This window comes from Oerskovia enterophila, assembly GCF_001692445.1.
GTDB classification, from domain to species: Bacteria; Actinomycetota; Actinomycetes; order Actinomycetales; family Cellulomonadaceae; genus Oerskovia; species Oerskovia enterophila.
The window spans coordinates 13,334-25,847 of the sequence record NZ_MAQA01000039.1; the positions used below are offsets into that span (position 1 = coordinate 13,334).

Genomic DNA, 12,514 nt, shown 5'->3' on the forward strand with positions numbered 1-12,514 from the left:
CCAAGAAGCGGCGGGCCACACTCACACGAACACGCGGGAACAGCGACGAACTCCAGATTGTGCTGCCAGTCTACGCGACGCCCGTCCCCAGCAGGGGCCCGAGCACCGGTGACCTCCACCACAAGCCCCCGGAACGCCAACGGACGCAGACAAAACCAGCACACGCACAACGCCCCGCGCCCGCGCCGAGTTCCGCATTGCCGTTGTCACACACACCACGTCCCACACAAAACATGCCAAACCCGGAAGAACACCCCGAGCGGCGCTGCAAATGCCCCACCAAGCTGCCCCCACGCCCCTAGGATGACCACCCGTAGGATGAAGACGGACAAGCGATGCGCAAGACGCAGTGAGCAACGGACGGTGGGCGTGGCAGCAGGGCAAGAGGTCAGCTCGCGCATCCTCACCATCCCCAACGCCATCAGCTTCCTCCGGCTCGCCCTCGTCCCCCTCTTCGCCGTCCTCATCGTCCGCGGCGACGACGCCTGGGCGCTCGCGGTCCTGGCGATCTCCGGGGCCTCGGACTGGCTCGACGGCGTCCTTGCGCGACGCCTGAACCAGGTCACCAAGCTCGGGCAGGTGCTCGACCCGGCAGCCGACCGGCTCTTCATCTTCGTGACGCTCCTCGGCCTCGCCTGGCGCGACGTCGTGCCGCTGTGGCTCGTGCTCGTCATCGTGGCCAGGGACCTGACGCTGCTGGCTCTGCTGCCGGCGCTCACGCGCCACGGGTACGGCCCGCTGCCCGTGAGCTTCGTCGGCAAGGCTGCGACGTTCGCGCTGCTCTACGCCTTCCCTCTCCTCCTGCTCGCCGAGAGCCCCGGTGCGCTGGGGGCCACGGCCTCGATCATCGGTTGGGCGTTCACCTGGTGGGGAGTCGGTCTCTACTGGCTCGCCGGGTTCCAGTACGTCCGCCAGACCCGGCAGCTCCTCGCCCCCAGCAACCGCCCCGACCCTCAGGACACGGCCGCAGGATGACCCACGCTCCCCGCAACGACGCGCCCGCACCCCGCCGCCCTCCACGGGTCGACGCCTCGATGACCTTGCTGACCGAGGTCATGGACCGCCCGCTCGACCCCGGCTACGCCGAGGCCGCCGCGCGCCGCGCGAGCGGCCAGGAGCAGTCGAAGGGCCCTCGCGCCTGGCTCCTGGTCGTGACGTTGGGCGTCCTGCTCGGCTTCGTCACGACGACGGCCACGGTCGACCTCAGGGCTCCCCAGGGGTCCGCGATCGCCGCCCGGCAGGTCCTCGAGAACGAGATCACCGACCGCCGGGAGGCCGTCGACGATCTCGCTGCACGCGCGACGGCCCTCAGCGAGGAGACCGAGGCCCTCCAGACCCAGGCGCTCTCGGACATCGACCCCGCCCTCCTGGAGTCGCTCAAGGTCGACGGCGTGACGAACGGTTCGATCGCGGTGAAGGGACCGGGGATCGTCGTGACGCTCAAGGACGCACCGGCGGGGCTCGGCGCGTCCGACGAGGACGCGTTCCAGAAGAAGGTCCAGGACATGGACCTCCAGCACGTCGTCAACGGCCTCTGGGCATCGGGAGCGGAAGCGATCGCGATCAACGGGCAGCGCCTGACCCCCCTCAGTGCCGTGCGCAGCGCCGGCGAGGCGATCCTCGTGGACCTCCAGCCCTTGATCGGCCCGTACCGCGTCGAGGCGATCGGCGATCCCGACACCCTCGAGACCGCGTTCGCCCGGTCGGCCGCGCAGGACTACCTGATGACCATCAGCCAGGCCTGGGGCATCCAGCAGAGCCGCGTCGCGCAGAGCAAGCTCTCGCTCCCGGGGAACGGGGTACAACGCCTGTACTACGCGCACGCCGTAGACTCCACCGCAACCGGGGGCGACGAGCCCGCGGGCACCGACAGTTCACCCGCAGAGCAGGAGAGCACGGAATGATCGCAGTCGTCGGACTGGTCCTGGGCGTCGTGGCGGGGCTCGTGCTCCAGCCCACCGTGCCCGTAGCGCTCCAGCCCTACCTGCCCATCGCGGTGGTCGCCGCGCTCGACGCTCTCTTCGGCGGCTTGCGTGCCATGCTCGACGGACTGTTCGACGACAAGGTCTTCCTCGTCTCGTTCCTGTCCAACGTCGTCGTGGCGGCGCTCATCGTCTTCCTCGGCGACCAGCTCGGCGTGGGCACGCAGCTCTCGACGGGCGTCGTCGTCGTCCTCGGCATCCGCATCTTCTCCAACGCCGCTGCCATCCGCCGGCACCTGTTCAAGGCGTAGGCCCCGCGATGGCGAAGAACCCGACGCCCGACGACGCAGCACTGCCCGAGGAGTCCCCGGTCGACGAGACGCCGCAGGACGGCACCGTGGCAGAGGCGGCCGAGCCCTTGCCTGCCACGGACGAGGCCACGGTCGCGGATGCGGATGCGGCGGAGGATGTCGAGCCCGACGTCCCGGCGAGTGACGTCGTGGTGCCGGACGAGGCTCCCGAGCCCGTCGAGGTGGTCGAGCCTGAGCCGCCCGTGGCGGTCGTCGGCGCGTCCGACGTGCCGCAGGACGATGCTCGCGAAGACGTCGCGACCGAAGACCCGGGCACGATCGGCCACCTGCCGGACCCCGCACCGACGACCCCGGCACCCGGGACGGTCGCCGAGGTCGGCGCACGGGCCCCCGCAGGGCAGCCTGCCGACACGGACCACGGTGCGGAGGAGGCGCTGGCGGCCACCGGTGCCACCGAGGTGGTTCCCGCCCCGCCCAGGACGACCAGTGCGCCCGCCGAGGCCGCGGCGCCGGGCGGGGGAGACGCCGTCGGGCAGGACGCCCCGGTCGAGCCGCAGCCCGCCCCGCGCCCACGCCCGACGGCGCACGGTCGCCACGAGGCGTCCGCGCCGCCCGCCGCGGACGCTCCGGGAGGGTGGTCCAAGCTCGGGCACGCGATGCGTCCCCAGCTCACGCGCTCCAAGCTGCTCGCAGGTCTGCTGTGCGCGCTGCTCGGCTTCGCGCTCGCCGTCCAGGTGAGCCAGACGCAGGAGCAGCAGCTCTCGTCGTTGCGGCAGAGCGACCTGGTGCGTCTTCTCGACGAGGTCACGCAGCGCGCGAACGAGCTCGAGGAGCGGGTCGCGACGCTCCAGTCGACACGTGACGAGCTCAAGTCGGGATCGGGGCAGCAGCAGGCGGCCCTCGAGCTGGCGCAGAAGCAGTCCGAGTCCCAGGGGATCCTCTCGGGCCGGCTGCCCGCCGAGGGCCCGGGGATCGAGCTGTCGATCGTCGAGCCCGGCCAGCCGCTCTCGGCTCCCAAGATGTTCAACATCCTCGAGGAGCTGCGCAACGCGGGAGCCGAGGTGGTCGAGGTCAACGGCGTCCGCCTCGTCACGAGCAGCTACTTCGAGGACAGGGACGGCGGGATCGTCGTCGACGGCCAGAAGATCACCTCGCCCTACCGGTGGACCGTGATCGGCGACCCGTCGACGCTCGAGACGGCCCTCGAGATCCCTGGCGGGGCCATGGCCACGGTCCGGACCGCCGGCGCAGTGCCGACGATCACCCAGGAGGAGCTCGTGACGGTCGACGCGACGCGTGAGCCGCAGGCTCCGCGGTTCGCGACCCCGGTCCCCGCCGAGGACGGCAGCTGACCCTCGTCATGCCTCCTGACGTGCACGGATTCTTCTCTCGGACCCGTCCGTCGGGGTAGGTTGGTCGCGTTGGAGGGCATTCTCCGCCTCACCGCGTTCCCTGTACCCGGGGGACCGGTAGGTGTAGTAACTTCCCCCCAAGGTATTTTGCTCTGAATGCGTAAAAACTCCCGAGGAGGCGAGATGACCACTCCAGGTGAATCTGCGGAGCCGCGCCGGGGAGGCAGCGATACGACCGTCACGTTCGGACGAATCGAGCTTCCGATCGACGACGGCCTGCAGCCGGGCAGCCTCACTGCTGAGGAACAGACCGCCATCTCGGCGCTGCCGCGCCATTCTGCGTTGCTCGTCATGCAGCGGGGACCTGCCGTCGGGTCGCGCTTCCTGCTGGACGCCGACCGGGTCGTCGCGGGCCGCAGCGAGCACGCGGACATCTTCCTCGACGACGTCACGGTCTCGCGCAAGCACGCCGAGTTCGTGCGCGAGGGTGGACAGTTCGTCGTGCGCGACATCGGTTCCCTCAACGGGACCTACGTGAACCGCAACCGGGTGGACGCCGTGGGTCTGGTGACCGGTGACGAGGTCCAGATCGGCAAGTACCGCCTGACCTTCTACGCCAGCCCCGTCCTGGACGAGCCCACGGGCCCGGCGGAAGGCGCGGCAGAGCACCCGTGAACCAACCGGCACGTTCCCCCTGGGGACACGAAGACCGGTTCGGCGGGGCCGGTGCGCACGCCGCGCGGGCCCTGGCGGACCACGAGGTCGAGGACTCCACCGCGAGATGGCCTCACGGGATCTCGCGGCGCGCGACCATGCGCATCTCCGACGTGCTGCGAGCTCTTCGCACGGAGTTCCCGGGAGTCAGCCACTCCAAGCTGCGCTTCCTCGAGGAGCAAGGGCTGATCGATCCCGAGCGCACCCCGTCCGGCTACCGGCAGTACAGCCCGGCCGACGTCGAGCGCCTGCGGTACGTGCTGCTCGAGCAGCGCGACCGTTACCTCCCGCTCAAGGTCATCAAGGAGAACCTGGCCGCCCTCGACGAGGGCGAGGTCGTGGAGAACCCCGCGCCCCGGCTCGCTACGAGCGGGGGCGAGCCCGAGCGCGCGCAGACGCGGCAGAAGTACACCGTCGCGACCCTGGCCTCGACCGCCGAGGTGGACGTCTCGCTCGTCGAGGGGCTCATTTCTGCGGGCGTGCTTCGCCAGGCGCCCGGTGGACAGCTGGACGCCTGGTCGCTCGAGGTGGTCCAGCTCGCGGCGGCCTTGTCCGAGTACGGGATCGAGCCGCGCCACCTGCGCCTCCTGCGCACGTCGGCCGATCGGCACGTCGGCCTGGTCGAGCAGGTCGTCGCGCCGTGGCGCAGCCAGCAGAGCGCCTCGGCCCGCGCGCACGCCAGCGCCCTGGCCGGCGAGGTCGGCGAGCTCTTCGCCAAGCTGCACACCGTCTGGGTCCGCCAGGGAGTGGGCGACCTCACGAACTGATCCACCGTTCACCTGCGCCCCCGGTACGTCCTCACGTACCGGGGGCGCAGTACGTCCACGGACGCAGCGGTCCTGCTCCTGACGGAGCGGGCCGCGCGTCGTACGGTGGAGACGTGAGCGACAAGGTGCCGATGGTCCCCGTGGAGGTCCTCGGCGTGCGCCAGCAGCAGGGTGCAGGGCAGGAGATCGTCGTCCTCCTCCTCGACCCCGCGGCCGAGCTCGTGGTGCCGATCATCATCGGGCCGCGAGAGGCGAGCGCGATCGCGATGGCTCAGGCGCACCTCACCGCGCCGCGGCCCATGACCCACGACCTCCTGAGGAACGTCCTGGACGCGCTGCGCGTCGAGCTCACGCGCGTCGAGATCGTGGCGCTCGACGACGGGATCTTCTACGCCGAGATGGTGCTGGGGACCGGGGTGCGCGTCGACGCGCGGGCGTCGGACGCGATAGCCGTCGCGGTGCGGACGGGGAGTCCCGTCCTGTGCTCGGCAGAGATCGTGGCACTGGCCGGTGTCGAGCTCGTCGACGGCGAGCAGCAGCGGGAGATGGAGCGGTTCCGAGATTTCCTGGATCACGTGACGCCCGAGGACTTCGGCCCTCCCGAGGAGGGAGAAACCCCTGAAAGCCCTGAAAGGGACGTGTAACTTTCAGGCTCTACCTGAGACAATAGCGGCACAGTTATACATTTTGGACACTCAATCGTGACCTGAGGTCGGAGGAAGCGTCACAGCCTGGGGGAGCCCGTCAGGGCCTCGGAGTCACCCGCGACACGCCCCGGCTTCAGAGGGTCAGTCGTTGACGGCCCACGGTCACGGGCCTAGCGTGGAGTCCACATCACCCTTGGAGGCACAGTGAACAGCAGCGGTGGAGCCAGCGCGGAGCCGGGTGCTCCCGTTCCCCATGCGGCACAGGGCCTGCTGTTCGGTGAGGACATCACCGAGCACGACACGAACACGGGGTACCGCGGGCCCACGGCCTGCCGGGTCGCCGGCATCACCTATCGACAGCTCGACTACTGGGCGCGCACGGGACTTGTCGAGCCGACCGTCCGCCCCGCCAGCGGTTCGGGGACGCACCGCCTCTACGGCTTCCGCGACATCCTCGTCCTCAAGATCGTCAAGCGACTCCTCGACACCGGGGTCTCCCTGCAGCAGATCCGCACGGCCGTCGACCACCTGCGCGAGCGCGGCGTCGAGGACCTCGCGCAGATCACGCTCATGAGCGACGGGGCGAGCGTCTACGAGTGCACGTCCCCGGACGAGGTCGTCGACCTCGTCCAGGGCGGACAGGGCGTCTTCGGCATCGCTGTCGGCCGGGTCTGGCGCGAGGTCGAGGGCACGCTCAGCGAGATGCCCACCGAGTCGCTCGCGGACACCGACGACGCGCCCAGCGGCCCCACGCAGGACGAGCTGGCGCTGCGCCGTCGGGCACGGACCGCGGGCTGAACCCCGCTCCCGCACACCTTCCGCCGAGCCCCGCCCTGCCTCCGCAGGGCGGGGCTCGGCGCGTGTCGCAGGCCACATTCGCGGCCGCTCGCGAGGTTCTGTTGCCCGAACCGTGAAGAACCCGTGCGAAGATCGCCTGTGGGCGTCCCGGCTCGTGCCGGAGCGACGCCCGTGACGAGCGGGTGCGTGGACCTCTTCTCGCGACGGTCCCGGACCCGACCCACGATGACGGATGGGGTACTTGGTGTTCTCGAAAGTTCTGGTCGCCAACCGCGCGGAGATCGCGGTCCGGGCGTTTCGCGCAGCGTACGAGCTCGGCTCCCGGACGGTGGCCGTCTTCCCCTACGAGGATCGGAACTCCGAGCACCGGCTGAAGGCCGACGAGGCGTACCGGATCGGTGAGGAGGGCCACCCTGTCCGGGCCTACCTCGACATCGAGGAGATCGTGCGCGTCGCCAAGGACGCGGGCGCCGACGCGATCTACCCCGGCTACGGGTTCCTCTCGGAGAACCCCGACCTGGCACGCGCCTGCAAGGACGCGGGCATCGCGTTCGTGGGACCGCCCGCCGAGGTCCTCGAGCTCGCGGGCAACAAGGTCCGCGCGCTCAAGGCTGCCCGTGAGGCCGGGATCCCGGTCCTGGCGTCGAGCGAGCCCTCGTCGGACATCGACGAGCTCATCGCGGCCGCCGACGAGATCGGCTTCCCCATCTTCGCCAAGGCCGTCGCGGGTGGCGGCGGGCGCGGCATGCGCCGTGTCGACCGCCGCGAGGATCTGCCCGAGGCGCTGGCCGCCGCGATGCGTGAGGCCGACGGCGCGTTCGGCGACCCGACCATGTTCCTCGAGCAGGCTGTCCTGCGCCCGCGTCACATCGAGGTGCAGATCCTGGCCGACGGCCAGGGCAACGTCGTGCACCTGTACGAGCGTGACTGCTCGGTCCAGCGGCGCCACCAGAAGGTCATCGAGATCGCGCCCGCACCCAACCTGGACCCCGCGGTCCGCGAGGCGCTCTGCGCCGACGCCGTGAAGTTCGCGCGGTCGATCGGGTACCAGAACGCCGGGACGGTCGAGTTCCTGCTCGACACCGTGGGGGAGCGTGCGGGGCAGCACGTCTTCATCGAGATGAACCCCCGCATCCAGGTCGAGCACACCGTGACCGAGGAGGTCACGGACATCGACCTGGTCTCCTCGCAGATGCGCATCGCCGCGGGGGAGTCGCTCGAGGACCTCGGCATCCGTCAGGAGGACGTCCACGTCAACGGCGCGGCCCTCCAGTCGCGCATCACGACCGAGGACCCCGCGAACGGGTTCCGTCCCGACACGGGCCGGATCGTGGCCTACCGCTCGCCGGGCGGCGCCGGCGTACGGCTCGACGGCGCGACGGCGACCGCGGGGTCGGAGATCTCGGGCCACTTCGACTCGATGCTGGTCAAGCTCACGTGCCGCGGGCGCGACTACCCGACGGCCGTCCGGCGCGCACGACGCGCCCTCGCGGAGTTCCGCATCCGCGGCATCCGCACCAACATCCCGTTCCTGCAGGCCGTCCTGTCGGACGCCGAGTTCATCGCGGGTAACCTGTCGACGTCGTTCATCGACGAGCGCCCCGAGCTGCTCGCGGCGCGCGAGAGCGCGGACCGCGGGACCAAGCTCCTGAGCTACCTGGGTGACGTGACCGTCAACCGTCCGCACGGGACGGGCCCCGGCGGGATCGACCCCGCCGCCAAGCTCCCCGAGATCGACCTGTCGATCGCTCCCGTGCCGGGAAGCCGTCAGCAGCTCCTGGAGCTGGGGCCCGAGGGCTTCGCCCGCGCGCTGCGCGCCGAGACCGCGGTCAAGGTCACCGACACGACGTTCCGCGACGCCCACCAGTCGCTGCTCGCGACGCGCGTCCGCACGCACGACCTGGTCACGGTCGCCCCCTACGTGGCGCGCACGACACCGCAGCTCCTGTCGGTCGAGGCGTGGGGCGGGGCGACGTACGACGTCGCGCTGCGTTTCCTCGGCGAGGACCCGTGGGCCCGGCTCGCGGCACTGCGCGAGGCGATGCCCAACGTCGCGCTGCAGATGCTCCTGCGGGGCCGCAACACCGTGGGCTACACGCCGTACCCCACCGAGGTCACCGAGGCGTTCGTCCGCGAGGCCGCGGCCACCGGGGTCGACATCTTCCGCATCTTCGACGCCCTCAACGACGTCGAGCAGATGCGCCCCGCGATCGACGCGGTACGAGCGACGGGGACCGCGGTCGCCGAGGTCGCCCTGTGCTACACGGGCAACCTGCTCGACCCGGCCGAGTCCCTGTACACGCTCGACTACTACCTCGAGCTCGCCGACCGCATCGTCGACGCCGGGGCGCACGTCCTGGCGATCAAGGACATGGCCGGCCTGCTGCGTCCTGCGGCTGCCGCTCGCCTCGTCACGGCCCTCCGGGAGCGCTTCGACCTGCCCGTGCACCTGCACACGCACGACACCTCGGGCGGGCAGATGGCGACCCTCATGGCAGCGGTCGCCGCGGGCGTCGACGCCGTGGACGTCGCGAGCGCCGCGATGGCGGGCACCACGAGCCAGCCCTCGATGTCCGCCCTGGTCGCGGGCCTCGAGCACACCGAGCGCGACACGGGCCTCTCGCTGCGTGCGGTGTGCGACCTGGAGCCCTACTGGGAGGCCGTGCGCCGCCTCTACGCGCCGTTCGAGTCGGGGCTGTCGAGCCCGACCGGGCGCGTGTACGAGCACGAGATCCCCGGCGGCCAGCTCTCGAACCTGCGCCAGCAGGCCATCGCGCTCGGCCTGGGGGACCGGTTCGAGCAGATCGAGGCGACGTATGCCGCGGCCGACCGCATCCTCGGCCGACTGGTGAAGGTGACCCCGTCGTCCAAGGTCGTGGGCGACCTGGCGCTGCAGCTCGTGGCACGCGGCGCAGACCCGGCCGACTTCGCCGAGAACCCTCAGGACTACGACATCCCGGACTCGGTCATCGCGTTCCTGGGCGGCGAGCTGGGCGACCCGCCCGGCGGGTGGCCCGAGCCGTTCCGCAGCAAGGCTCTCGCGGGCCGGGTCGTGCGCAACGCGGTCACGCCCCTGACGGTCGAGGACCAGGCGGACCTCGACGGGGACTCGGACGCGCGCCGCAACCGGCTCAACCACCTGCTCTTCGCCGGCCCGACCAAGGAGTACGAGGCGTCACGTGCCGCGTTCGGCGACGTGTCGGTGCTGGGCACGCAGGCGTACCTTTACGGCCTGACGCCCGGCGAGGAGGTCGAGGTCTCGCTCGGCCGCGGCGTCAAGCTCCTGGTGGGGCTCGAGGCGGTCGGCGAGCCCGACGAGCGCGGTCGCCGGACCGTGATGTTCACCCTCAACGGTCAGCTGCGCCCGCTCCAGGTGCGCGACCGGTCGATCGAGGTCGACTCGTCGTTGGCGGAGAAGGCCGACCCCGGAGCGCCCGGGCAGATCGCCGCGCCGTTCGCCGGCGCTGTGACGCCCGTGGTCCACGAGGGCGAGGTGGTCGAGGCCGGGCAGACCGTCGCGACGGTCGAAGCCATGAAGATGGAGGCCGCGATCACGACGCCCGTCGGGGGCACGGTGCAGCGCGTCGCGATCGGTGCGGTCCAGCAGCTCGAGGGCGGGGACCTGGTCCTGGTCGTCGTCTGACACCCGTGATCCACTGCCCGCGGGCCGGGTCGGCAGCGACAGGCTGCTGACCCGGCCCGCGTCGTCGCCGGGGAGAGGCGCATGCCCGACGACGGAGCTCCCGCGGGTGCGGGGGCGCGGCCGGGCACGTCGGAGCCACCTCGCGACGACCGCGGCCGCTCACGGCACACTGGAAGCAGGAAGACACCCCGGCCCAAGGAAGGCTCATGCACCTCACGTTCCACGGACACTCCTGCGTCGCACTCGATCACGACGGGACCACGCTCACGGTCGACCCCGGGACCTTCGCCGACACGTCGTCCGCGCTGGCGGATCCCGGGACGCTCCTCGTGACGCACGCGCACCCGGACCATCTCGACGTCGCGGCGGTCCGCAAGGCGCTGGACGAGCGCCAGGGGCTGGCGATGATCGGCCCGCAGGCGGCGTTCGACCTGCTGGGCGAGGCTCCCGACGGCGAGAGGTACCGGGTCGTCGAGCCGGGCGACGTGCTCACGCTGGGGCCGTTCGCCGTGCTGGTCGGAGGCGGTCAGCACGCGGTGATCCATCCCGACATCCCACGGGTCGCGAACGTCACCTACCTGTTCTCGGCCGACGGCGCGAGCGTCTATCACCCGGGCGACTCGCTCAGCCCGCCCCTGACGGACCGGCGTCTGGACGTGCTGCTCGCTCCGGTGGCGGCGCCGTGGATGAAGGTCGCGGAGGGCATCGACTTCGTCCGCGACCTGGACCCGTGGGCCGTGGTGCCGATCCACGACGCGATCCTCTCGACCGCCGGCCTCGGTCTGGTCCATCGCTTGTTCGGGGTGGGCCGCACCGGCGGGACCTACGACTACCGTCCGCTCGAGGTGGGCCAGCGCCTCGACATCACCCCGAGGAGCCGACCATGACCGAGCAGCAGTCGCACCGTGATCCTGAGGCGGTCGCGCAGGAGCTCCTGCGCGAGCACCCGGAGTTCGACGAGGTGCCCGTCATCGAGATCGACGAGACCGTCCCGCCGCGCCCGGAGGAGGAGATCGCGGACGCGGTGAGGGAGTGATTCCCCTCCGCAGCCCCTACAGCAGCGGGCGCAGCGGGGTCAGCGCGACCTCGCCGAGCTTGGCGGCGATCGACCTGCTCGACCACTCCGTCAGCGTGAGCTCGCGGCAGTTGCTGAGGTCGACCTCGAAGACCTTCTCCATCTGGCTGGCGATGCCGGCGTCGACGATCTCCAGGTTGACCTCGTAGTTGCCGGTCAGGCTGAGGCGGTCGATGTTCGCGGTGCCGATCGTGGTCCAGCGCCCGTCGATCGTCGCGGTCTTGGCGTGGACCATGGCGTCCTTGTAGAGCCAGATCGTGACGCCGCCCCGCAGGAGCGTGGTGTAGAGGCCGCGGGAGAGCCAGTCGGCCACGACGTGGTTGGAACGCTCGGGCACGAGGACCCGGACGTCCACCCCTCGTTGTGCCGCCATGAGGAGGGCGTCGAGGATCTCGCGGTCGGGGATGAAGTAGGCCTGCGTGATGTAGATGTGGTCCGAGGCCCGGTCGATCGCGTCGAGGTAGATGCCGCGGATCGGGAAGACGAGGTGCGCAGGCGCGTTGCGTGCCGCGCGGAGCTCGGGGAGCCACAGGCGTGAACCGGGGTCCTCGAGAGGAGGCTGGTCCGACTTCCGGTTCGAGTTCCAGAAGTCCACGAAGGCGTTGCGCAGCTCCCAGGCGGACGGCCCTTCGAGCCGGATGTGGGTGTCGCGCCACTGGGTCGCGTACATCGAGCCGATGTTGTACCCGCCCACGAACCCGATCTCGTCGTCGACCACGAGGATCTTGCGGTGGTCACGCCCGGACTTGCGGACGTTGAGCACCAGGACGCCAGGGCGGAAGACGGGGTACCGGATGACGTGGATGGGGGAGGGGAACGTCAGGAACTCGCGGTGCACCACGAGGTTCGCGAAGCCGTCGTAGATCACGAAGACCTCGACGCCGCGTTCGCTGGCCTCGATCAGGGCATCCTTGAACTCCTGCCCGAGCTCGTCCCCCTTCCAGATGTACGTCTCGAGCATGATGCGACGCCGGGCGCCGCGGATGGCGGCGAGCATCTCCCGGTAGAGGTCGTCGCCGTACGTGAAGATCGTGGTCTCCGTCTCGCCGATCCGTCCCTCGGCCGGGGCCGAGCGGGGGAAGCGGCTGGGGTCCGTGACGCGCCGCTTGCGGATGGCGTCGGCGATCACGAGACCCGTGGCCACGGTCATGGGGACGGCGACCGCGAGAACCGCTGCGCGGGCCATCACCGTTCGGGCGAGCTGGACGGGAGACGTCTTCGAGGGGCGCACCTGCTCACCGTAGCCGCAGGACGCCGAGAGCACCCGGAGAAAACTGGTGACGTC

12 protein-coding genes are annotated in these 12,514 nt (G+C 70.9%); 11 read left to right on the forward strand and 1 reads right to left on the reverse strand.

Translation table 11 applies throughout. The annotated features are described in order from the left end of the window. The first annotated feature begins 369 nt into the window (after positions 1 to 369). The 11 genes from OERS_RS14715 (at position 370) to OERS_RS21580 (ending at position 11,190) form a co-directional block, all read left to right on the forward strand. Complete coding sequence (locus tag OERS_RS14715) at positions 370 to 975, forward strand: CDP-alcohol phosphatidyltransferase family protein (protein WP_068626560.1); 606 nt, start codon at positions 370 to 372, stop codon at positions 973 to 975. Further along, positions 972 to 1,904, forward strand: a complete 933-nt coding sequence (locus OERS_RS14720; RefSeq protein ID WP_068626562.1) for a DUF881 domain-containing protein — start codon at positions 972 to 974, stop codon at positions 1,902 to 1,904. Before OERS_RS14715 ends, OERS_RS14720 begins: the two co-directional genes overlap by 4 nt. Then, positions 1,901 to 2,233, forward strand: coding sequence for a small basic family protein (locus tag OERS_RS14725; protein WP_056651935.1), 333 nt, complete (start codon positions 1,901 to 1,903; stop codon positions 2,231 to 2,233). Before OERS_RS14720 ends, OERS_RS14725 begins: the two co-directional genes overlap by 4 nt. An 8-nt stretch (positions 2,234 to 2,241) precedes the next feature. After that, positions 2,242 to 3,585, forward strand: coding sequence for a DUF881 domain-containing protein (locus tag OERS_RS22060; RefSeq protein ID WP_068626563.1), 1,344 nt, complete (start codon positions 2,242 to 2,244; stop codon positions 3,583 to 3,585). A 183-nt stretch (positions 3,586 to 3,768) separates the two neighbouring features. Continuing rightward, positions 3,769 to 4,260 (forward strand): FHA domain-containing protein, encoded by a 492-nt coding sequence (locus tag OERS_RS14735; protein ID WP_068626565.1) that lies wholly within the window; start codon positions 3,769 to 3,771, stop codon positions 4,258 to 4,260. A 137-nt stretch (positions 4,261 to 4,397) separates the two neighbouring features. Further along, entirely contained in the window at positions 4,398 to 5,066 is a 669-nt protein-coding gene (gene ftsR / locus OERS_RS14740; protein ID WP_082848662.1) for a transcriptional regulator FtsR, read from the forward strand. Between the two features lie 131 nt (positions 5,067 to 5,197). Further along, entirely contained in the window at positions 5,198 to 5,710 is a 513-nt protein-coding gene (locus OERS_RS14745) for a bifunctional nuclease family protein (RefSeq protein WP_068626599.1), read from the forward strand. Between the two features lie 207 nt (positions 5,711 to 5,917). Then, complete coding sequence (locus OERS_RS14750) at positions 5,918 to 6,511, forward strand: MerR family transcriptional regulator (protein ID WP_056651927.1); 594 nt, start codon at positions 5,918 to 5,920, stop codon at positions 6,509 to 6,511. A 244-nt stretch (positions 6,512 to 6,755) separates the two neighbouring features. Next, positions 6,756 to 10,154 carry a pyruvate carboxylase gene (locus OERS_RS14755; RefSeq protein WP_068626600.1) on the forward strand — a complete coding sequence of 1,133 codons (3,399 nt, stop codon included), beginning with the start codon at positions 6,756 to 6,758 and terminating at the stop codon, positions 10,152 to 10,154. 206 nt (positions 10,155 to 10,360) lie between these two features. Next, complete coding sequence (locus OERS_RS14760; RefSeq protein WP_068626567.1) at positions 10,361 to 11,041, forward strand: MBL fold metallo-hydrolase; 681 nt, start codon at positions 10,361 to 10,363, stop codon at positions 11,039 to 11,041. After that, on the forward strand, positions 11,038 to 11,190 hold the full coding sequence (locus tag OERS_RS21580; RefSeq protein WP_157257649.1) for a hypothetical protein: 153 nt from the start codon (positions 11,038 to 11,040) through the stop codon (positions 11,188 to 11,190). Before OERS_RS14760 ends, OERS_RS21580 begins: the two co-directional genes overlap by 4 nt. 16 nt (positions 11,191 to 11,206) lie before the next feature. On the opposite strand, the gene OERS_RS14765 is transcribed toward OERS_RS21580, so the two are convergent. Beyond that, complete coding sequence (locus tag OERS_RS14765; RefSeq protein ID WP_231907592.1) at positions 11,207 to 12,460, reverse strand: phospholipase D-like domain-containing protein; 1,254 nt, start codon at positions 12,458 to 12,460, stop codon at positions 11,207 to 11,209. Positions 12,461 to 12,514: the final 54 nt, after the last annotated feature.

Coding starts and splice junctions, on each gene's coding strand:
- OERS_RS14725 (WP_056651935.1), top strand. CDS start 1,901: ATGATCGCAGTCGTCGGACTGGTCCTGGGCGTCGTGGCGGGGCTCGTG.
- OERS_RS14745 (WP_068626599.1), top strand. CDS start 5,198: ATGGTCCCCGTGGAGGTCCTCGGCGTGCGCCAGCAGCAGGGTGCAGGG.
- OERS_RS21580 (WP_157257649.1), top strand. CDS start 11,038: ATGACCGAGCAGCAGTCGCACCGTGATCCTGAGGCGGTCGCGCAGGAG.
- OERS_RS14735 (WP_068626565.1), top strand. CDS start 3,769: ATGACCACTCCAGGTGAATCTGCGGAGCCGCGCCGGGGAGGCAGCGAT.
- OERS_RS14720 (WP_068626562.1), top strand. CDS start 972: ATGACCCACGCTCCCCGCAACGACGCGCCCGCACCCCGCCGCCCTCCA.
- ftsR (WP_082848662.1), top strand. CDS start 4,398: ATGCGCATCTCCGACGTGCTGCGAGCTCTTCGCACGGAGTTCCCGGGA.
- OERS_RS22060 (WP_068626563.1), top strand. CDS start 2,242: ATGGCGAAGAACCCGACGCCCGACGACGCAGCACTGCCCGAGGAGTCC.
- OERS_RS14760 (WP_068626567.1), top strand. CDS start 10,361: ATGCACCTCACGTTCCACGGACACTCCTGCGTCGCACTCGATCACGAC.